This window comes from Alcaligenes sp. PF14, from assembly GCF_037150615.1.
In the GTDB taxonomy this organism is placed as follows: Bacteria; Pseudomonadota; Gammaproteobacteria; order Burkholderiales; family Burkholderiaceae_B; genus Alcaligenes; species Alcaligenes phenolicus.
In genome coordinates, this window is record NZ_JBAGRS010000005.1 from 121,136 (window position 1) to 141,522 (window position 20,387).

Sequence of the window (20,387 nt, forward strand, 5' to 3'; positions counted from 1 at the left end):
AGGCAATACGCTAAGGCTCGTCATCGCTTACAGGCTCCAGGCAATAACCTACGCCGCGCAAAGTGACGATATGGACATCCGAGGACTGCAGTTTCTTGCGCAAGCGATGCACCAATACCTCGATAGCTTCGATATTGATTTCATCCTCATCCTTGTCATTGAGCCGATCCAGGATGAACTGCTTGTTCACTGGCTCTCCGCTACGCTGCACCAGAATACGCAGCACCTCGGCCTCGCGCGGTGACACGGACAGAAGCGTCGAATCCAGCGTAAAGCGCTGCGTGGACAAGTCATAGACCAGGCTGCCACACGCCATACGCGGTTTGTCCTTGCCCCGGCTACGACGAATCAGGGCATTAACGCGCGCCACCAGCTCTTCAATACGAAAAGGTTTGGGCAAAAAATCGTCCGCCCCACACTCCAGGGCTTCCACTCGCTCCTGCAAGGAGTCGCGAGCCGTCAAGATCAACACGGGAGTCCGGTTATCCTCCGAACGCAGACGTGCCAGCAAGGCACGTCCGTCCATGCCCGGCAAGCCCAGGTCCAGGACGAGCGCATCAAATTCCTCGATCTGCAAACGATGGTAGGCCACCATCCCGTCGTTGGACCACTCGACTGCAAACCCTTTCTTTTGCATGCTGCGTGTCAGCCACAGGGCCAAATCAGGCTCGTCTTCAATCAATAAAATTCGCATGGCGGATAGTAGAAAAGAAAACAGAACAGGGGCAATAGTACGCCGCCGGATCGTATCAGCAGCACGTCACTGGCTGACAGACTCGGTCAGCTCCAGCACAAAATGCCGCAACCAGCGGCTTTCTTCATCATGTTCCTTGTTGATGTCCCAAATCATGGACACCACAAAAGATGGCACCCGCAATGGCACCGGCGAGACGGCTAATCGACTATTGCATTCCACAAAGGAACGGGCGGCGTAATCGGGCATGGTCAGCACCAAGGGGCTGCCAATAATGGCGTTGATTGCCCCGGAAAAATGCGTGAACGAGGCCTTGACCTTGCGCTGCAGTCGCTCGGCATCAAAGAGTTCATCGACAAAGCCGCGCAAGCCGTCAAAGGACACCCGCCCATGATGAGCATGCAGATACTCCTGCTTGCTGATGGGGGTTGAAAACGCAATGGACTGCTTATCGTAAATGCAGATATAGGAAGCGGAAAACAGCACTTGCGACTTGTGCATGGTGCTCAGAAATTTGGGGCTGGAGCAGATCGCCAGATCCGTCCCATGCTCCACCATGCTTTGCGGCCACAAATAGCTATTGGTTTGGTAGAAGGAAAAACTGATCGTCCAGCCCTGCTCGTCAGCCATGCGAATCATGCGTTTGGCCAGCATATTTTCCAGATCGTCGGACAAAGCGATGCGAAAAACCCGGCTGGAGCGAGCTGGATCGAACTCCTGCTCGGATGTGACCAGCGCCGAGATGCTTTTCAGGGCCTCGGATATCTGCGGGGCAATCTCCAAGGCCCGATGCGTAGGCGTCATTCCGTGCGAACCACGGGTAAACAGCTCGTCATTGAATACCACCCGCAACTTGCGCAAGGACGCGCTGACCGCGCCCTGGGTCAGAAATAGGGCATTGGCGGCCTTAGTCACGCTGCGCTCGTTCATCAAGCACTGGAACACCAGCAGCAAGTTCAGATCCATCCGCCTAATATTAGCAATATTAATGGAAGCCATTTTTCTAATTAGTTTGAATAATTATTTGGCTTGATTAGACTAAAAATCAGCCACAACCACAATAAGGGTCAGGTATTCACCTGCCCTGCTCGAGGAGATCTTTATGGGCACTGCTACCGTCGCCCCTTCGCATGCCAAATCGGCCCCCCCAGGCCAGCCGGGCTTAAGTAAAAAACAAGTTGTTGCCGTTGGTATTGGCAACTTTATGGAATGGTTTGACTTCGCGATTTATGGCTACTTTGCAGCCATTATCGGCAGCATCTACTTTCCATCCGACGCCGCTGGCGTTTCCCTGCTCTCGTCCCTGGCCGTGTTTGCCGTGGGCTTTGTTTCGCGCCCCTTTGGCGCCCTGATTCTGGGCCCCATTGGCGACCGCTTTGGCCGCAAGACCGTGCTGATGATTACCGTCTTTGGCATGGGTGTGTTCACTACTCTGATTGGCCTGCTGCCTGGCTATGACACCATCGGCATTACGGCTCCTATCTTGCTGGTTGTGCTGCGCTTCCTGCAAGGCATGATGGTGGGTGGCGAGTGGTCCGCTGCCGGTATTTTCCTGGTGGAAAGCGCCCCCTCCAACCGTCGTGCCTCGGCCGCCAGCGTGGTGACCTTTACCGCCGGTATCGCTTTCCTGATGGGTACGGCCACGGCTGCCGCCATCAACGCCACGCTGACCGAAGCCCAGGTCTACAGCTGGGGCTGGCGTGTGCCCTTCGTGCTGTCGATTGTGATGACCTTCATTGCGGTCTTTATCCGCCGCAAACTGAACGACACCCCCGTCTACCACGAACTGCAGGAAAAGAAAGCCAACAACACGCTGGAGCGCGTCTCGTCCAAGGACAAGTTCAACGCCTTTGTTCTGTCCTTTGCGTTCTCCGCCCTGTTCCTGGTGTCGCTGTACTACTTCATCACCTACGCCAATAACCACCTGGTTTCCATCCTGGGCATGAGCAAGACCTCGGCCCTGTGGCTGTGCAGTGCCTCGTTGGTGGTGTATTGCATCTTGCACCCGCTGGTTGGCCGCTTCTCGGACCACTACGGTCGTCGCAAACTGGCGCTGTTTGCCGCTGCGGGTCTGACCATCATGGCCTACCCGATCTTCATCATGATGAACTCCGGCAAACCCGCGCTGATCCTGCTGGGCCTGATCATCATGGCTTTCCTGGTAGCCATCTCTGCCGTCATGAACGTGGTGCTGCTGGTGGAAGTGTTCCCCGCCTCGATTCGCTCGACCGGCGCCGCACTGGGCCACAACGTCTCGTCAGCACTGCTGGCTGGCCCTGGCCCCTTCATTGCTGCTGCCCTGATCCAGTACACAGGTAACCCCAACGTACCGGCCTGGTACCTGGCTGCGGTATCCCTGGTGTGCTTCCTGATCCTGTATACCCGCCTGCCTGAAACCAAAAACGTGGACTTGTCCGCAGGCTGACCTTTAAAGGAGACCTAGTTATGAGCAAAGTTGCAGTTATACAAGCGGCATCCATCCCGTTTGACTCTGCCAGCAGTGTAGAAAAAGCCGCCGCCATCTTGCAGCGTGTGGCTGCCAATGGCGCCACCCTGGCTGTCTTTCCCGAAGCCTTTCTGGGCGGGTATCCCAAAGGCATCAGCTTTGGCAGCGTCATCGGCAACCGCCGCCCCGAAGGCCGTGCCCTGTACCAGATGTATGTGGAAGGCGCTGTCACCCTGGGTGGCCCTGAACTGGAAGCACTGGCCGATGCAGTCACCCAAACCGGTGTGTACACCGTCATGGGCGTAATCGAAAAAATGGGTCGCACCCTGTACTGCACCGCTCTGACACTGGCTCCCGGCAAAGGCGTGGTGGGCATCCACCGCAAGCTGATGCCTACCGGCCAGGAACGTCTGGTCTGGGGCTTTGGCGATGGCTCCACCATGGGCACTGTCGATACTCCCATGGGTCGTATCGGCAACGTGATCTGCTGGGAAAACTACATGCCCACCCTGCGTCAGACCATGTATGCCCAAGGCACCGAACTGTACTGCGCCCCCACGGCAGACGACCGCCCCACCTGGGCCTCGTCCATGATTCACATCGCCGTTGAAGGCCGTGTGTTCGTGCTGTCCGCCTGCCAGGCCATCCGCCTGAACAATTACCCCGAGTCCTTCCAGAAAGAATTTGCTCTGCCCGGCGAATTTGCTCCGGACAGCTACGTGATGCACGGCGGCAGCATGATCGTCAGCCCCACCGGCGAAGTGCTGGCCGGCCCGGTGTTTGATGAAGAAACCGAGCTGTACGCCGAACTGGATATGGACCTGCTCAAACAGGCCAATCTGGACTTTGACGTCTACGGCCACTACTCGCGCCCCGACATCTTCTCTCTGCATGTCGACACCCGAGCCAAGCAGGTAGTGAAACTGCAAACCGAAGACTCGGCCGAGTAAAACCAGCCAAATCCTGCACTTAAAAAACCAGCCCCATCACGCGATAAACGTGATGGGGCCGGAACTGCTTTCGAGCCTGGCACAAGCTGCTGCCTGCACCTGCTCTTTCCTGTCGTAGCTTTGTTTTTGATCCCTTGGCACTAGCTCAAAGCCAAAGGTTCCAGCACGGGCTGATACGGAGACATCTGCAACTGCGTCTCGTCCAGACCCATTCCCTGCGCCAACAGAGCCAACATCGTCAGGCTCAATGGAACAAGACCTTTCTCAATCACGTTGTATTCCGCCACACTGATTCCCAAGCGACTGGCCAAACGCTCGCGCTTGATTTCCAGATACTCGCGCCAGGCACGAATCAGGGTCCAACGATGCGTTCGCATATCCTTGAGCACCACATACGGAATCCCCTTGTCCGAACGCACAAAACGCGGTGCGGCCATCAACTTGCGCACGCACTCATCATTCATGGCATCTCGTGTCAACAGATGGGCATACAGCACGGCCTGCTCGGGCAAGGTACGAGGATCAGTATCTTCAGTGGTCAACAAGTATGTATTCATCATGGCTGACAAACCTAAGGATGTAAGAGAACGGAGAACCCTGAACTTACCGTCCCGTTCCATCCCGGTCTGTCAGATAATTCTGAAAGTGCTCCCTGACCGCCCTATCGGCTGATCCTGATCAAGACACACATCCAAACAGACCATAAAAAAAGCCCCTGAACACGTCAGAGGCGCGCTTTCAAAACACAGCATTGGGCATATTTACATTCGTATCTGCGACTACAACTCACGCATGAATACTTTGTGAACCCCAAATTTTGCATCACGTGGAGTTCGAACTGCCCGGCAGCTTTCAGATCGAATACTTCAAACAAGCCCGCTAAATTGAAAAAATCCCTTGCAAATAGTAGGTGAATACCCGCATCACCGACTACACTTGCGGCTCCGGCGTGAAAACCTCAATAGAATCAAGATTGTCCTTGATCAATTAGACACGCCCTCTTGGCAGTAGCCCATAAGTTCAACGCTTATACTGTTCAACTATAAAACAGGGGCAGAGCTCACAAGGCGCCTCCCCTGACGATTTCAAACACGAAAACACAATCCTATTGGAGAGCCGCATGGTGAACATGAATCGGCGTCAGTTCTTCAAAGTGACGGGGGCCTCGCTGGCCAGTTCCAGCATGGTCTTGCTGGGCGCTGCGCCCACCCCCGCCATGGCGGAAGTCAGGCAGTACAAACTGACCCGCATGACAGAGACGCGCAATACCTGTCCTTACTGTTCCGTAGCCTGTGGGGTGCTGCTGTACTCCCGTGGTGACGGCGCCATGAATGCCGAGCCCAGCGTGGTTCACATTGAAGGCGATGCCGACCACCCCGTGAACCGCGGCACACTCTGTCCCAAGGGCGCAGGCTTGGTGGATTTCATCAAGAGCCCCAACCGACTCAAATACCCTGAATACCGTGCCGCTGGCTCGGACAAGTGGGAACGCATCTCCTGGGAAGACGCTTTCACGCGTATTGCCAAGCTGATGAAAGAAGACCGCGACGCCAACTTCCAGACCACCGCTGAAGACGGCACCGTCGTCAACCGTTGGCTGACCACCGGCATGCTGGCTGCTTCGGCAAGTAGTAACGAAGTGGGCTATGTCACCCATAAAGTCATCCGCAGCATGGGTGTACTGGCATTCGATAACCAAGCACGTGTCTGACACGGCCCGACGGTGGCAGGTCTTGCCCCGACGTTTGGCCGTGGAGCGATGACGAACCATTGGGTCGACATCAAGAACGCGGATATTGTGCTGATTATGGGCGGCAACGCAGCCGAGGCGCACCCCTGTGGTTTCAAATGGGTGACCGAGGCCAAAGCACACAACAATGCAAAACTGATCGTTGTGGATCCACGCTTTACGCGTTCGGCATCCGTAGCGGACTTTTACGCGCCTATACGTACCGGTAGTGACATCACCTTCCTGGGTGGCGTCATCAAATACCTGCTGGACAACGACAAGATCCAGCACGAATACGTGCGCAACTACACCGATATGCCCTTTATCGTGCGCGAAGACTTTGACTTCGAGCAGGGGCTGTATTCGGGCTACAACGAAGAAAAACGCAGCTACGACAAGTCCTCCTGGGACTACGAGCTGGGCGAGGACGGCTACGTCAAGACGGACCCCACCTTGCAACACCCACGCTCGGTCTACCAACTGCTGCGCAAGCACTACGAGCGCTACACGCCCGAGATGGTGGAACGCGTCTGTGGCACGCCCAAGGACAAGTTCCTGAAAGTCTGTGAAATGCTGGCCTCGACCGCTGAACCGGGTCGCGCGGGCACCATCCTGTATGCGCTGGGCTGGACGCAACACAGTATTGGTTCGCAGATCATCCGTACCGGCGCCATGGTCCAGCTGCTGCTGGGCAATATTGGTATTGCCGGCGGTGGCATGAACGCGCTGCGCGGACACTCCAACATTCAGGGTCTGACTGACCTGGGTTTGATGTCCAACCTGCTGCCCGGCTATCTGACTTTGCCCAACCAGGCCGAGAAAGAGTTTGACGGCTACATCGGCGCACGTGCCCAACAGCCGCTACGCCCCAACCAGCTCAGCTACTGGCGCAACTACAAGAAGTTCCACGTCAGCCTGATGAAAGCCTGGTTTGGTGATGCCGCCCAGGCCGAGAACAACTGGGCCTACGACTATCTGCCCAAGCTGGACAAGCTCTACGACATGCTGCAAGTGTTCGAGCTGATGGACGAAGGCAAGATGACGGGCTACATCTGTCAGGGCTTTAACCCCCTGGCGGCGGCACCGTACAAGGCCAAGCTGCTGCGTGGTTTCTCCAAGCTCAAGTACATGGTCATCATGGACCCGCTGGTTACGGAAACGTCAGAGTTCTGGAAGAACTATGGCGAGCACAATGATGTCGATTCCGCTTCCATCCAGACCGAAGTCTTCCGTCTGCCCACCACCTGTTTCGCCGAGGAAGAAGGCGCACTGGTGAACTCGGGTCGCTGGTTGCAATGGCACTGGAAGGCCGCCAACCCTCCGGGCGAGGCCAAGAGCGACATTGAGATCATGAGCACGCTGTTCACGCGTATCCGCTCGCTGTACCAGAAAGAAGGCGGTGCCTTCCCTGATCCGATCCTGAACCTGTCCTGGCCCTACTCCAACCCGGATGATCCAACCGCCGCTGAACTGGCCAAGGAATACTCGGGCCGCGCACTGGTGGATCTGCATGATCCCAAGGATCCAAGCAAGATCACGCGTAAGGCAGGCGAGCAGCTGGATGGCTTTGCCGAATTGCGCGACGACGGCACCACGCTAAGCGGTTGCTGGATCTATGCCGGTGCCTGGACGCAGCAAGGCAACCTGATGGCTCGCCGCGACAATAGCGATCCAACCGGAATCGGCCAGACGCTGAACTGGGCCTGGGCCTGGCCAGCAAACCGCCGCGTGCTCTACAACCGTGCTTCCTGTGACCTGACCGGCAAACCCTTTGACCCACGTCGCAGCCTGGTTCACTGGGATGGCAAGCGCTGGGGTGGTGCGGATATCCCTGACTACAAGGCCGATGAAAATCCGGCTGATGGCATGGGCCCGTTCATCATGAACCCTGAAGGTGTCGCCCGCTTCTTTGCCCGTAAAGGCATGGCAGAAGGCCCCTTCCCCGAGCACTACGAGCCTTTTGAAAGCCCTCTGAGCTACAACCCGCTCAGTCCTGACGAACCACGTGCCATGACCAACCCGGCAGCCCGTATCTTCAAGGACGACCTGGCAGCCATGGGTACGGTAGACAAGTTCCCCTATGTGGGCACCACCTACCGCCTGACCGAGCACTTCCACTACTGGACCAAGCACGTGAAGTTGAACGCCATCGTGCAGCCCGAACAGTTTGTGGAAATTGGCGAGGAGCTGGCCAAGGAAGTGGGCATTGTGCAAGGTGACCGCGTCAAGGTGTCCTCCAACCGTGGCTATATCAAGGCCGTGGCGGTGGTGACCAAGCGCATCAAAGCCCTGAACGTGGATGGCAAAGTTGTCCACCAAGTGGGTATCCCGCTGCACTGGGGATTTGTGGGTCTGGCCCGACCTGGTTTCCTGATCAATGCGCTGACCCCGCCGGTAGGCGATGGCAACTCGCAAACGCCGGAGACCAAGGCCTTCCTGGTTCAACTTGAAAAGGTTAAGGAGTAAGCCATGGCCTTGCAATCACTTGATATCAAACGGCGCTCCGCAACCACCACCCCATCGCCCAGCGTGCGCGAGCCCGTGGGCGGGGAAGTGGCCAAGCTGATCGACACCAGTAAGTGCATTGGCTGTAAGGCCTGTCAGGTCGCCTGCATGGAATGGAACGATACGCGCGACGAAATCGGTCACAACGTCGGGGTGTATGACAACCCGGCCGACCTGACCGACAAGTCCTGGACCATCATGCGTTTTGCGGAGTATGAAAACCCCGCTGGCGATCTGGAATGGCTGATTCGCAAAGACGGCTGCATGCACTGCGAGGACCCGGGCTGCCTGAAGGCCTGTCCCTCGCCAGGCGCCATCGTGCAGTACACCAACGGCATTGTGGATTTTCACGAGGAAAACTGCATTGGCTGCGGCTACTGCGTTACCGGCTGTCCTTTCGATGTACCTCGCATTTCGGAAAAGGACAAGAAAGCCTACAAGTGCACCTTGTGTTCGGACCGTGTGGCGGTCGGACAGGAACCGGCCTGTGCCAAGACCTGTCCTACCGGCGCGATTGTGTTCGGTACCAAAGAAGACATGCAGCACCACGCTGCAGAGCGTATCGAAGACCTGAAATCGCGCGGCTTTGAAAACGCAGGCTTGTACGACCCGGCTGGAGTGGGTGGCACCCACGTCATGTACGTGCTGCACCACGCCGACAAGCCTGAGCTGTACAGCGACCTGCCCAAGGACCCGCAAATCAGTCCGATGGTCTCGCTCTGGAAGGGAGTGGCCAAGCCGCTGGGGGTTGCTGCCATGGCACTGACCGCCCTGATTGGTTTCTTCCACTACATCCGAACCGGTCCTAACGAGACTGACGAGGAAGACGAGCGCCGCGCCGACGAGGACGCACGCAAGATCCAGGAGGCTCACCATGACTGATCACAACCGCAAGGGCTTGATTCAGCGCTACACCACCAGTCAGCGCATTAATCACTGGATCATTGCCATGAGCTTTGTGCTCCTGGCCTTGTCCGGGCTGGCGCTGTTTCATCCGTCAATGTTCTGGCTGACCAATCTGTTTGGCGGCGGTCCGTGGACACGCATTCTGCACCCGTTCATTGGTGTGGTGATGTTTGTGTGCTTTTTCCTGTTTGCGGCCCGCATGGTACGGCACAATATGTTCTCCAAGGGTGACGCGGCCTGGCTGCGTCACTTCAAGGACGTGCTCAATGCCAAGGACGAGCGCATTCCCGAAGTAGGCCGCTACAACGCCGGGCAAAAAATCCTGTTTTTTGCTTTGGTGATCTTCATGATCGGCCTGCTGGCAACCGGTGTGGTGATGTGGCGCGAATACTTTTCCGCCCTCTTCCCCATCTGGGCTATCCGTCTGGCCTCCGTGCTGCACGCGGTCTGCGCCCTGCTGATGATTTGCGCGATTATCGTGCACATCTACGCCGGTATCTGGGTAAAAGGTTCAGTCAAAGCCATGACCCGCGGTACGGTTACCCGTGCCTGGGCCTGGAAGCACCACCGCGCCTGGTTCCGTGAAGAAATGGAAAAAGGTCCCAGCCGTCCTGCCGAATAAGCGGGGCTCTGGTACATAAGCAACCCGGCTGCCATGCACCATTTCGGGCATGGCAGCCTTGTTTTCAGGAGTCTGTCTTGCAACGCATCCTTCCGCGCGGCGAAATCGAAAGTCTGGACCACACCTCCATCCCCCGACTGCGCCTGCCTGTGCGAGCCAGCGTCTTTGCTGACCGGGCAGCACGTCTGCGTCAATTGGCTGACGGCAATCCCGTTGGTGCCTACCTGCTCTTGCTGGCACATCTGGTAGATGGGCAGCACAAACAACTCAATGCCCTGCCCCCGACCGAACTGCCCACCGAGGTGCTGGAAACAGCGCAAAGACACGGTATGCCGCCCCTGCTGGCATCGGGCTGGAAGCGCGATCCACAGTGGCTCAGCATTTTGAGCAGCCTGCTCAATCACATGATCAACACTTCGGACGTGCCTGCAGCCGCCCAAGAAGTCTGTCAGGACCTGCTCAAGAAAGCCGAGTCTGACCCACAAAAACTGGAAGATCTGGCTGACGCGATTCTGGCCGAGCAATTGCCTGAGCAAGACGGTGCCGCGGCACCTTTTGTCATGGCCGCCTTGCAGGTTTACTGGACGCATCTGGCCTGCTCGCTGACCGAGGGCCAACTGTCTGTAACCAGCCCCTTTGGCGTATGCCCGTCCTGCGGCAGCCTTCCCGTATCCAGTGTGGTGCGTGTGGGTGGTCGTGAAGATGGTTGCCGCTACATGTGCTGCCCGCGTTGCAGCGTGGAATGGCATCTGGTGCGCGTGACCTGCTCGCACTGCGAGAGTACCAAAAGCGTGGCGTATCACGCCATTGAAGATGGCCCGGAAGGGATCAAGGCCGAGTCCTGCGACAACTGCCACACCTACCGCAAAATCTTCTATCAGGAAAAGCAGCTGGGTCTTGATCCAGTTGCAGACGACCTGGCCAGTCTGGCTCTGGACGTTCTGATGGGCGAAGAAGGCTATTCCCGCGCCAGCGGCAATCCGCTTCTTTGGCACCAGTCTTAAGCTAAGATTCCCCTACGCCTTGTTGCCCCGAGCACAAGGCGTAGCTGACGGACCTTGCCCATAGACTCAAACGCCTGCCTTTGAATGATGAGCCCAACGCCTGAACTCTCCCCCGCCCACATCCCTTCCCTGGATCGCTTGCTGCGCTCGCCAGAGTTCCAGCCCTTGCTAAGCCAGTTCGGCCACACGCGCCTGAGTCAACGCACTCGTGCCCATTTGCAGGCACTGCGGGAGGCCGTGCTGAAGGGAGCACTAAGCCCTCAGGACCTGGAGCCCGCTCAGCTCGCCAATGCACTGCAGGCCAAGCTGCAAGAAGAATCCCGCTTGCAGCTGCGCCCGGTCTTCAATCTGACCGGCACCGTGCTGCACACCAATCTTGGGCGAGCAATGCTACCGGATGAAGCCATACAGGCTGTCGTCCAGGCCATGCGCTCGCCCGCCAATCTGGAGTTTGACCTGGAAACCGGCGGCCGAGGCGACCGCGATGACTTGATCAACCCTTTGCTCTGCGAGCTGACCGGCGCTGAAGCCGCTACAGTCGTCAACAATAATGCGGCTGCCGTGCTGCTGATGCTCAGCACCCTGAGCCCCCGCCGTGAGACCGTGGTGTCACGCGGCGAGCTGGTTGAAATTGGCGGGGCCTTTCGTATTCCCGACATCATGAAGCGTGCCGGTGCTCGCCTGCATGAAGTAGGCACCACCAACCGTACCCACGCAGCTGATTACGAAAACGCCATCAACGAGCGCAGCGCCATGTTGATGAAGGTGCATTGCAGCAACTACGCCGTCAAAGGCTTCACCAAAAGCGTTTCAGTCGAAGAAGTTGCACAGATAGCCAAAAAACACGGCCTGCCCACCAGCGTGGATCTGGGCAGTGGCACCTTGGTGGACCTGAGCCAATGGGGCCTGCCGCCTGAGCCCACCGTGCGCAAGACCATCGAAGCCGGTGCCGATATCGTGACCTTCAGCGGCGACAAGCTGCTGGGTGGCCCCCAGGCCGGTCTGATCGTTGGCCGTGCAGACCTGATCGCCAAGATCAAGAAAAACCCGCTCAAACGTGCTCTGCGCGTGGGTAAAATCACCTTGGCCGCACTGGAGCCTGTGCTGGCCTTGTACCGTTCGCCAGAGCGCCTGCCCGAGCACCTGACCACCCTGCGTCTGCTGACTCGACCTTCGGCTGAAATGCGTGCCCAAGCACTACGTTTGGCCCATGTCTTGCAGCAATGGGTGGGGACACAATTTGCTGTAGAACCCACTGCCATGCTGAGCCAGATCGGCAGCGGTGCGTTGCCCGAAGACGTACTGCCCAGCTTTGGACTGCGCTTTGCCTACCAAGGCACAGGCCGTCCGGGCCGCCATCTGACTCAACTGGAAAAACGCCTGCGCACTTTGCCCCAGCCCGTCATCGGGCGCATTGCGCAAGATGCCTTTTGGCTGGACTTGCGCTGCCTGGAAGAGCCCTTTGAGGCCGCCTTCAGCGCACAACTGATTCCCGAGCAAGCATGATTGTTGGCACCGCAGGACATATCGATCACGGCAAAACCACCTTGATCCGCGCCTTGACCGGCGTGGATACCGATCGTCTGGAAGAGGAAAAAAAGCGCGGCATCTCCATCCAGCTGGGCTATGCCTATACGCCTTTGCCCGACGGACAGATCCTGGGCTTTATTGATGTGCCCGGTCACGAACGTCTGGTGCACACCATGGTCGCGGGTGCGACCGGCATTGATTTTGGCCTGCTGATCGTGGCCGCAGATGACGGCGTCATGCCGCAAACCCGCGAGCATCTGGCCGTACTGCAATTGCTGGGTTTGCAGGCGGGAGCCATCGTCCTGAGCAAGGCGGATCGCGCTGATGCTGCCAGAATTGAATCCGTCAAAGCCGAGCTGCAAGCACTTGTCCAAGGAAGCTTTCTGGACAATGCCCCCATCTTCGTTGTTGATGCCCTGTCCGCCGACAAACCCGGCCTGGAAGCACTGCGCCAACATCTGCACGCACAGGCCATGCAATCCACCAAACAGGATGGCAAAGGCTATTTCCGCCTGGCCATTGACCGTGTCTTCACCTTGCAAGGTCACGGCACCCTCGTGACCGGCACCGTGCACGATGGCGTGTTGGATCTTGATGGCCCGGCGATGGACTTGCGCCTGATGCCACGCGGTACACCCGTACGAGTGCGCAGCATTCACGCCCAGAATCAGGCATCACGCCAGGCCCGCGCCGGGCAGCGTTGTGCCCTGAACCTGGGCGGGATTGATGTGCAGGATATAGAGCGTGGCGACTGGCTGGCCGATGCCCGCTGCTTCATCTCCTCCACTCGTATCGATGTGGAACTGAGCCTGCTGGACAAAGATATTCCCGCCCTACGCACCTGGTCGCCCTGGCATATCCACATGGGTGCCGCGCACCTGACGGCCCATGCCGTACCTTTGGATGGCGAGTCCTTGCAGCCCGGCCAGACCGGCAAGGTCCAGTTGGTCTTTGACCGCCCGATCTGCTCCATGACGGGCGAGCGCTTTATCTTGCGCAACGCCCAGGCCAGCGAGACCGTCGGCGGCGGGATTGTGCTGGACCCAAATGCGCCGGACCGCAAACGACGCTCTACGACACGCCTTGCCTGGCTGGATGCCTTGGCACAATGGACGCGCGGCGGACCGTTGGAGGGCCTGCTGGCCCAAGCACCTTACGGTCTGGACGAAGCAACACTGCTGCGTCTGTCAGGAGGATCTCAACAAGGCTTGAGCGCCCCCGCCAATGCCCGCTGGCACACCGGATCTCGCCCACAAAGTCAGCCTATCTTGTTGAGCGATGCACGCCTGGAAGCGCTGTGTCAGCACATAGAAAGCGTGATGCTGCAGTTCCACGAGCGCAATCCGGACGAGCCGGGCCTGTCCATCAGCCGCTTGCGACGCATGGCCGCCCCCACCATGCCCGACGCAATCTGGCAGCTCCTGACCGAATATCTGCTGTCAGAACAGCGCCTGGCCCAACAAGGAGCCTGGCTGCATACGCCAGGCCACCGCGTTACCCTGAGCCCCGAAGACCAAGCTCTGGCCACCGCCCTGCTGCCCCTGATCGAGGCAGGCCGCTTCGATCCTCCATGGACACGTGATCTGGCCAAAGAAACCGAAGCCCCGGAAGAGCAGACCCGCAACGTACTGCGCAGACTGGTGCGCCAGGGCGAGCTGTTTCAGATCGTGCATGACCTGTTCTATCACCGCCGCCAAATCGCGGTGCTAGCCAATATCGTCAAGGAGCTGCACAGCGGCCAAGGCGTCAGCGCCGCGCAGTTCCGGGACGCAACGGGACTGGGCCGCAAACGGGCCATTCAGATTCTGGAGTTCTTTGATCGCGTCGGCTATACACGACGTGTGCGTGATCGCCATGTATTACGAGGTGAAGCCTGGGCAGCGGCGGATTGAACCCGGAGCTTCATGCGGGAACCAGAACAGGCAACGCCCTGATCGTTGAAGCGTCACCGGCCCTAACGTATGATAGGGCCTCTTGAAGGAAAGCATCCGTGCCCGGTGGCACGGCCGGGCTTCAAACCCGGTTGGGGGCGTCAGACGTTCCCAGGTAGGTTCGACTCCTGCTGCTTTCCGCCACTTTGCTGGCAGAAAATCTCCCCACACACATGCCAGAGGCACGTATTCACTGACTAAACCGGCGTATCGGACGTTGGACGCCCTGCTGTTGGCCCCGAGTCAGAGCAAGTCACCGCCAATACCTGCGCCTGTTGATCCCCCAGGCTAAGCACGCTGTGGGGTAGCTCCGAATCAAAATACACGGAATCACCCGTCTCCAAGGTCATGCTGTGCTCTGCAATGGTGACTTGCACTTGCCCTTGGATCACAAACAAGAACTCTTCTCCCCCATGCGGGAAAGTTGGCGCTGGCTGCTGTTGTTCGTGTGGAGGGTAGATAACAAAGGGGTCCATCAAACGAAAGCGCCGCCGCCCGGCCATGCTCTCGTAACGGTAGGCGCTATGACCTGCCACACTGGGCAAGGGCATGCGTTCGTGTCGACGCACGACACACACACTTTCGTCTTGATCCAGTTCCCCCTCTCCAATCAACTGCGACACCCCCATGCCATAAGCCTGGGCCAGCTTGACCACGGTAGAGATGGACGGCGCACTGACTGCCCGCTCCAGCTTGGACAGATAACTTTTAGTCAGACCGGTGCGCTGGGCCAACTGCTCCAGCGACAAGCCATGTTGGCGACGCAGGGCGCGCAAGCGAAAGGGAAGATGGGTCATGGGTTAAACAAGAGGTGTAGCGCCCGAGGTCAGCCTCGGAGCGCATATAAAAAAGCGGCCTCTTATTCTACTCAAAAACATCCGTATGGCGTTTCAGCGCTTTGCGGGCATAGTATTCAAAGCCGATCTGGGAGCGGCGAGGTCTCAGAATCCAGTCATGTGCCTCCCGGCCCAGTTCCGGCGCAATAGGCTCGATCGTTCCGGCTGACATCGCCAACAATTGCATGCGCGCTGTGCGCTCAAATTGCAACGCCAATACGCAGGCTTCTTCTACTGAGGCCGCCGCCACCAACATTCCATGGTGCGATAAAAGAATAGCGCGCTTGTCACCCAAGGCCTCAGAAATGATCTGTCCCTCTTCATTGCCCACAGGGACACCCGGCCAATCTTTCAGGAACGCGCAGTCCTCATACAAGGGGCAGTTGTCCATATGGGATACGATCAAGGGCACCTCCAGCATGGACAGGGCGGCCACGTGCAAGGGATGTGTATGAATGATGCAGTTCACATCCGGCCGGGCACGATACACCCAGGAATGAAAACGGTTTGCTGGATTAGGCATCCCATATCCCTTCAAAACCGTTAAATCTTCATCTACCAGCAAGACGTTGGTCGACGTAATTTCATCAAACCCAAGCCCCAGCTGCTGCGTAAAATACGTGCCTTCCTGTTCGCCGCGTGCTGTGATCTGGCCAGCCAAACCAGAGTCATGGCCGCCATCAAAAAGAATACGGCAAGTCAGTGCGAGCTTCTCGGGAACACTGCGCTCAGGGATTTCGAAGAGGGCCTGCATCTGGCTTTGCGCCTGTTCAATCAGCACGGACTTGGACAAGCTCATGGTGTCACTCATAACAACTCCTTTTGTAAATTAATATCCTGCTCACAACAGCGGGACATAGCCCGCCAGGGCCTGCATACACTCGAGCCAATGTCGTACTGATGGATAGGGGCGCAGGTCGTACCCTCCCTGCTCTGCCATGCAGGTATAGGGAAACAAGGCCACATCGGCGATGCTGGGTCTGCCCCCAACGAAATAGCGATGCAACTGCAAATGCACCTCCATCTGGGCCAGAGCTTTATCGCCCTGTTCGCGCCACGCCAGCACCGCAGGATCATCCACCGTCATCGTCCCCCGCAACGCCACCCACAGTCTGGGCTGCGCAAGATTGGTCATATGCTGAGTCTGCTCAAAAGACAGCCACTGCAGCACTTGAGCCTGCGCAAGCGGGTCCGCGGGCAGAAAGTCTGTGCCCTGCGCCAGGTACCACAAAATAGCGGCCGACTCTGCCAGCCAGGGCCCTTCCCGGGTTCGCAATACCGGAACCTGTCCCCAGGGGTTGATTTGCCGGAACACCTCGGTATCCAGATCCCCCTCCACAATAGACAGGCTGCGCCGCTGTAGCGCTATACCCAAATAACCGCACAACAATCGTACCTTCCAGCCATTGCCGGTATGCACCGTGTCGATAAGCTCCAGAGCGGCGTGGTTCATTATCGTTACCTCACTCAAGGCTGATTTCTGCGGTCTGAACAATACGCTGCCACTTGCTGCGCTCAGCCGCGATGAAGGTTTGATATTCATCCTGGGTGCCGGTGTAGACCTGGCTGCCCTGCTGCTCCAGATGGGTTTTGAACTCCGGGTTGGCCAGTGTCTTTTGCAATGCCGTCTCCAATACCGCAGTCACCACCTGTGGAGTGCCCGGCGGGGCCAACAGCACGTTCCAGGAACTGATGCGTAGCTCAGCAGCCCCCAGCTCTGCGCTGGAAGGCACGTCGGGAGCAGCTGGGGAGCGTTGGCTATCAGCCAGAACCAGGGCCTGAAGCTTGCCTGCCTTCACCTGCGGCATGATCACGGGAATGGCATCCATCACCATGTCGGCATGACGGCCCACAACGGCACTGACAGCCTCCCCTCCACTCTTGAAAGGGATATGTCGCACATCAAGTTTCTCGGTCAACTTGAAAAGCTCTACCCCCAAGTGCGGAGCACTCCCTATCCCTGCCGATCCGAAGTTAAGGAGCCCTGGCTCCTGACGGGCATGGGCAACCAGTTGGGCATAGTTCTCCATACCCAAATCCGAACGAACCGCCAGAACATACGGAGACCCCGTCACCATGCCGATGGGCACAAAGGCCTGCGGGTCGTAGTTGATTTTGGAAAGAATCAGCGGGTTGACCACCTGTGTGCCTACTGTCCCCATGAACACGGTGTAACCGTCCGCTTTCGCATTTTGTGCAGCCTGAGCGGCGATCATGCCCCCGGCTCCTGCCTTGTTTTCAACAATGACAGTCTGGCCCAACTCCTTGCCCAACTGCTGGGCAAGGAGGCGCGCCACCAGATCGGTAATCCCCCCTGCACCAAAGGGCACGATCAAACGTACGGGCTGTGCCGGGAACGTTGTTGCCTGTACCGGACCCGCCATCATCGTCAAGGCCGCCCACCCGGCCATCATCAAACCAAGCGTCTTTTTCACTGGATGTCTCCTGAACTTTTTAAGTTTGAATTGTTCAGGACACATTCTCATCAAAAATGACCCATCGTGTCAAATAAAGAAATTATTGTCCTAAAAGTTTTATTTGCGGCGCTGAATGAATACATCAAGACGAACATCTACAAGGTTCAGACTATTTTTCTCCTCTGATTTTCATAGGAGAACTCAATAACTTTTCCTATAGAACAAATCCTGTCCAGATCATTTTCAATGCCCCTCTTCTCTGCCCGTGTTTCAAAAACCACACATTCGTCAGCTTTCTCGACAGGCGTCACATTTTTAAACACAATCCTGACTGCAAACAATTCTCATTCTGCTTATCGTTTATTAGGAAAGTGATTATGAACTTATTGGCGCCTCCGGCTCGCCGCCCGATCTTTGCATTGGGCCTGCTCGCCACGGCTTTGGCAGCCAGTTTCAGTGCTCAGGCACAAACTTCCAACGTCCGTGGTGGGGTCACCTCGCTGGAAGAAATTCGTGTCTTGCCTTCGGCAGAAGAAGCCGTCAAACAGGCTCCAGGCGTGTCCACGATTACTGCCGAGGATATTGAAAAACGCCCTCCCGCCAACGATCTGTCCGAACTGATCCGCACCATGCCCGGCGTGAACCTGACCGGTAACAGCCCGTCCGGTTCCTACGGCAATAGCCGCCAGATCGACTTGCGCGGCATGGGCCCTGAAAACACCTTGATCCTGATTGACGGCAAACCTGTCAGCTCGCGCGACTCCATTCGCATGGGGCGCGACGGTGAACGTAATACCCGTGGTGACAGCAACTGGGTGCCCGTCAACGCCATCGAACGCATTGAAGTGCTGCGTGGCCCGGCTGCTGCGCGCTATGGCTCCGGTGCTGCCGGTGGTGTCGTGAACATCATCACAAAAGCGCCTACCGATACTTTCTCCGGCTCGGTAACCGCCTACGGTCTGATTCCTGAGGACAGCGACTACGGCTCCACACGTCGTACCGGCTTTAACCTGTCCGGCCCCATTGCCGACAAGCTGTCTTTCCGCGTCTACGGCAATATCGCCAAGACAGATGCCGACAAACCCGCGTTGAACGCCAAGGCTTCCGGCATGGAGGTGAACGAGACCACCGTGCCACCCGCGGGCCGCGAGGGAGTACGCAATAAAGACGTTAACGGCTTGCTGCGCCTAGATATCAACCGGGACCACCGTCTGGAGCTGGAAGGCTCATTCAGCCGCCAAGGCAATATCTACTCAGGAGAGCGTCTGTTTAGCCGCAGCACGCAAACCATTGCATCACTTGCCGAAGATGGGGCTGAAACGAACATCATGTATCGTCGCGCCGGCTCGCTCAGCCACTATGGAGATTATGGCCAGGGCCGCCGCTCCCGCCTGACCTTTGCATATGAAGGCACGACCAACTCACGTTTGAATGAGGGCCTGGCCGGTGCCGTTGAGGGCAGCATCTCCAACCCCGGTGCTGGCTCGGTTTCCGAACTGCGTTCCCTGAACATCTCGGGCGAATACAACACACCCCTGCAGATCGCCAGCAAGCACGTCTTGATGACGGTCGGGTTCGAGCACCGCGATCAAAGCCTGGATGATGACTACGCCACTCGCTCTGGCCAAACCATCAACAAAAACACGGATTCCAAAAGCAAGGCCCGTACAACAGCCGCCTATGTGGAAGGCAATATCGAGCTCACCGACGCCTTGACCGTGACACCAGGAGTGCGGTTCGACCATCACAGCAAGTTCGGTGACAACTGGAGCCCCAGCCTGAACGCCTCCTACTTCATCACCGACAGCATCACCCTGAAAGGCGGTATCGCCCGCGCTTTCAAAGCACCTAACCTGTATCAGTCCAACCCCAACTACCTGTATCAAACACGCGGCAACGGTTGCCCGTACGACCCGGTAACTGGTCAACGCGTAAGCGGTCCTTGCTACATCTTCGGTAACGACAATCTGTCGCCCGAGCGCAGCATCAACAAGGAAATCGGTCTGGCCTACGACAATGCGGGCTGGGCAGCCGGTTTGACTTACTTCCAGAACGACTACAGCAACAAGATTGTGGCCGATATGGGCGACCAGACCATTCCGGATGCAGTAAACATTGGAGGCTCGCTGGTACGCCCATTCCAGTGGGTGAACTCCGGCAAGGCCGTGATCCGTGGTCTGGAAGGCAACCTGACTATCCCGATCCTGGGCGAGAACGGTGACACGCTGAGCCTGAGCAACAACCTGACTTACATGATCACCAACAAGTCCAAGGAAACCAATCAGCCTTTGACTGTCATCCCCCGCTACACCCTGAACAGTACGCTGGACTGGCGCGTCAACGACAAGCTGTCCTTGCTGGCTACCGCCACGCTGTATGGCAAACAAAAGCCACGCTCGCACAACCTGTCCAATAACTCGGAAGTGAAAGGTGATGGTCTGCGTGAACGTGGTTCATATGCCATCTTCGGTCTGAGCGGCGCTTACCAGGTCACCAAGTCCACCAACATCCGTCTTGGCGTGAACAACCTGTTCGACAAACGCTTGTACCGTGAAGACTCGGGTAGCGGCCAAGGTGCCAACACCTATAACGAACCTGGTCGCCAATACTACGCAACGTTGACTGCCAGCTTCTAATGCATCTTGCCGACCTCCGGGCTTGCTCCGAAGTCTGGAGGTCTGGCACGCCATAACGTCGCTTTTTCACAACCAACATAATAATTACTCTCATTTCTATTCGAGTTATAAGGTTTCACGCTTGAACCGATAATGAGAATCGGTATCATTATTTCCGCTGTAAGGAAAATACTGCCGCCAA

At 57.4% G+C, this 20,387-nt stretch carries 16 protein-coding genes and 1 tRNA gene; 10 read left to right on the forward strand and 7 right to left on the reverse strand.

The features are described from left to right. Nucleotides 1-10: 10 nt before the first annotated feature. Both WFM49_RS12060 and WFM49_RS12065 read right to left on the reverse strand, forming a co-directional pair. Nucleotides 11-694, reverse strand: coding sequence for a response regulator (locus WFM49_RS12060; protein ID WP_254500261.1), 684 nt, complete (start codon nucleotides 692-694; stop codon nucleotides 11-13). A gap of 66 nt (nucleotides 695-760) precedes the next feature. Next, a complete protein-coding gene (locus tag WFM49_RS12065; RefSeq protein WP_336973435.1) occupies nucleotides 761-1,660 on the reverse strand; it encodes a LysR family transcriptional regulator in 900 nt (299 codons plus the stop codon). Between the two features lie 136 nt (nucleotides 1,661-1,796). On the opposite strand from WFM49_RS12065, the gene WFM49_RS12070 reads away from it, so the two are divergent. Next, nucleotides 1,797-3,119, forward strand: a complete 1,323-nt coding sequence (locus tag WFM49_RS12070; RefSeq protein ID WP_009463449.1) for an MFS transporter — start codon at nucleotides 1,797-1,799, stop codon at nucleotides 3,117-3,119. Between the two features lie 20 nt (nucleotides 3,120-3,139). Continuing rightward, nucleotides 3,140-4,090, forward strand: coding sequence for a carbon-nitrogen hydrolase family protein (locus WFM49_RS12075; RefSeq protein WP_021447211.1), 951 nt, complete (start codon nucleotides 3,140-3,142; stop codon nucleotides 4,088-4,090). Between the two features lie 140 nt (nucleotides 4,091-4,230). Here WFM49_RS12075 and WFM49_RS12080 read toward each other — a convergent pair whose 3' ends face one another. Beyond that, nucleotides 4,231-4,650, reverse strand: a complete 420-nt coding sequence (locus WFM49_RS12080; protein WP_009463451.1) for a helix-turn-helix domain-containing protein — start codon at nucleotides 4,648-4,650, stop codon at nucleotides 4,231-4,233. 560 nt (nucleotides 4,651-5,210) lie between these two features. On the opposite strand from WFM49_RS12080, the gene fdnG reads away from it, so the two are divergent. The 7 genes from fdnG (at nucleotide 5,211) to WFM49_RS12115 (ending at nucleotide 14,461) form a co-directional block, all read left to right on the forward strand. After that, nucleotides 5,211-8,285: a formate dehydrogenase-N subunit alpha gene (gene fdnG, locus WFM49_RS12085; RefSeq protein WP_254500260.1), complete on the forward strand. Its 3,075-nt coding sequence runs from the start codon at nucleotides 5,211-5,213 to the stop codon at nucleotides 8,283-8,285. A gap of 3 nt (nucleotides 8,286-8,288) precedes the next feature. Further along, nucleotides 8,289-9,206 (forward strand): formate dehydrogenase subunit beta, encoded by a 918-nt coding sequence (gene fdxH / locus WFM49_RS12090; RefSeq protein ID WP_021447214.1) that lies wholly within the window; start codon nucleotides 8,289-8,291, stop codon nucleotides 9,204-9,206. Further along, nucleotides 9,199-9,852 carry a formate dehydrogenase subunit gamma gene (locus tag WFM49_RS12095; protein WP_336973441.1) on the forward strand — a complete coding sequence of 218 codons (654 nt, stop codon included), beginning with the start codon at nucleotides 9,199-9,201 and terminating at the stop codon, nucleotides 9,850-9,852. Before fdxH ends, WFM49_RS12095 begins: the two co-directional genes overlap by 8 nt. Nucleotides 9,853-9,929: 77 nt before the next feature. After that, nucleotides 9,930-10,856, forward strand: coding sequence for a formate dehydrogenase accessory protein FdhE (fdhE, locus tag WFM49_RS12100; protein ID WP_250756216.1), 927 nt, complete (start codon nucleotides 9,930-9,932; stop codon nucleotides 10,854-10,856). 87 nt (nucleotides 10,857-10,943) lie between these two features. Next, a complete protein-coding gene (selA, locus tag WFM49_RS12105; RefSeq protein WP_336973723.1) occupies nucleotides 10,944-12,362 on the forward strand; it encodes an L-seryl-tRNA(Sec) selenium transferase in 1,419 nt (472 codons plus the stop codon). Beyond that, nucleotides 12,359-14,278, forward strand: coding sequence for a selenocysteine-specific translation elongation factor (gene selB, locus WFM49_RS12110; RefSeq protein ID WP_336973443.1), 1,920 nt, complete (start codon nucleotides 12,359-12,361; stop codon nucleotides 14,276-14,278). Before selA ends, selB begins: the two co-directional genes overlap by 4 nt. 87 nt (nucleotides 14,279-14,365) lie before the next feature. Then, nucleotides 14,366-14,461, forward strand: a tRNA-Sec gene (locus WFM49_RS12115). A 53-nt stretch (nucleotides 14,462-14,514) separates the two neighbouring features. Here the strand turns inward: WFM49_RS12115 and WFM49_RS12120 are convergent. The 4 genes from WFM49_RS12120 to WFM49_RS12135 all read right to left on the reverse strand — a co-directional run bounded on the left by WFM49_RS12120 (nucleotide 14,515) and on the right by WFM49_RS12135 (nucleotide 17,588). Further along, nucleotides 14,515-15,114 (reverse strand): helix-turn-helix domain-containing protein, encoded by a 600-nt coding sequence (locus WFM49_RS12120; protein ID WP_009463463.1) that lies wholly within the window; start codon nucleotides 15,112-15,114, stop codon nucleotides 14,515-14,517. 67 nt (nucleotides 15,115-15,181) lie between these two features. Continuing rightward, nucleotides 15,182-15,964: an aldolase gene (locus WFM49_RS12125; RefSeq protein WP_009463465.1), complete on the reverse strand. Its 783-nt coding sequence runs from the start codon at nucleotides 15,962-15,964 to the stop codon at nucleotides 15,182-15,184. Nucleotides 15,965-15,994: 30 nt separating this feature from the next. Then, nucleotides 15,995-16,606 (reverse strand): glutathione S-transferase family protein, encoded by a 612-nt coding sequence (locus WFM49_RS12130; RefSeq protein WP_009463467.1) that lies wholly within the window; start codon nucleotides 16,604-16,606, stop codon nucleotides 15,995-15,997. A gap of 10 nt (nucleotides 16,607-16,616) precedes the next feature. Next, complete coding sequence (locus tag WFM49_RS12135) at nucleotides 16,617-17,588, reverse strand: Bug family tripartite tricarboxylate transporter substrate binding protein (RefSeq protein WP_336973447.1); 972 nt, start codon at nucleotides 17,586-17,588, stop codon at nucleotides 16,617-16,619. A gap of 359 nt (nucleotides 17,589-17,947) precedes the next feature. On the opposite strand from WFM49_RS12135, the gene WFM49_RS12140 reads away from it, so the two are divergent. Next, nucleotides 17,948-20,206, forward strand: coding sequence for a FepA family TonB-dependent siderophore receptor (locus WFM49_RS12140; RefSeq protein WP_021447218.1), 2,259 nt, complete (start codon nucleotides 17,948-17,950; stop codon nucleotides 20,204-20,206). Nucleotides 20,207-20,387 lie beyond the last annotated feature (181 nt).

What these genes read in the sequence shown, in the direction of transcription:
- WFM49_RS12125 (WP_009463465.1), bottom strand. Translation starts at nt 15,964, where the DNA reads ATGAGTGACACCATGAGCTTGTCCAAGTCCGTGCTGATTGAACAGGCG.
- WFM49_RS12095 (WP_336973441.1), top strand. Translation starts at nt 9,199, where the DNA reads ATGACTGATCACAACCGCAAGGGCTTGATTCAGCGCTACACCACCAGT.
- WFM49_RS12120 (WP_009463463.1), bottom strand. Translation starts at nt 15,114, where the DNA reads ATGACCCATCTTCCCTTTCGCTTGCGCGCCCTGCGTCGCCAACATGGC.
- WFM49_RS12080 (WP_009463451.1), bottom strand. Translation starts at nt 4,650, where the DNA reads ATGATGAATACATACTTGTTGACCACTGAAGATACTGATCCTCGTACC.
- WFM49_RS12060 (WP_254500261.1), bottom strand. Translation starts at nt 694, where the DNA reads ATGCGAATTTTATTGATTGAAGACGAGCCTGATTTGGCCCTGTGGCTG.
- selA (WP_336973723.1), top strand. Translation starts at nt 10,944, where the DNA reads ATGAGCCCAACGCCTGAACTCTCCCCCGCCCACATCCCTTCCCTGGAT.
- WFM49_RS12075 (WP_021447211.1), top strand. Translation starts at nt 3,140, where the DNA reads ATGAGCAAAGTTGCAGTTATACAAGCGGCATCCATCCCGTTTGACTCT.
- WFM49_RS12065 (WP_336973435.1), bottom strand. Translation starts at nt 1,660, where the DNA reads ATGGATCTGAACTTGCTGCTGGTGTTCCAGTGCTTGATGAACGAGCGC.
- fdxH (WP_021447214.1), top strand. Translation starts at nt 8,289, where the DNA reads ATGGCCTTGCAATCACTTGATATCAAACGGCGCTCCGCAACCACCACC.
- WFM49_RS12070 (WP_009463449.1), top strand. Translation starts at nt 1,797, where the DNA reads ATGGGCACTGCTACCGTCGCCCCTTCGCATGCCAAATCGGCCCCCCCA.
- WFM49_RS12130 (WP_009463467.1), bottom strand. Translation starts at nt 16,606, where the DNA reads ATGAACCACGCCGCTCTGGAGCTTATCGACACGGTGCATACCGGCAAT.
- selB (WP_336973443.1), top strand. Translation starts at nt 12,359, where the DNA reads ATGATTGTTGGCACCGCAGGACATATCGATCACGGCAAAACCACCTTG.
- WFM49_RS12140 (WP_021447218.1), top strand. Translation starts at nt 17,948, where the DNA reads ATGAACTTATTGGCGCCTCCGGCTCGCCGCCCGATCTTTGCATTGGGC.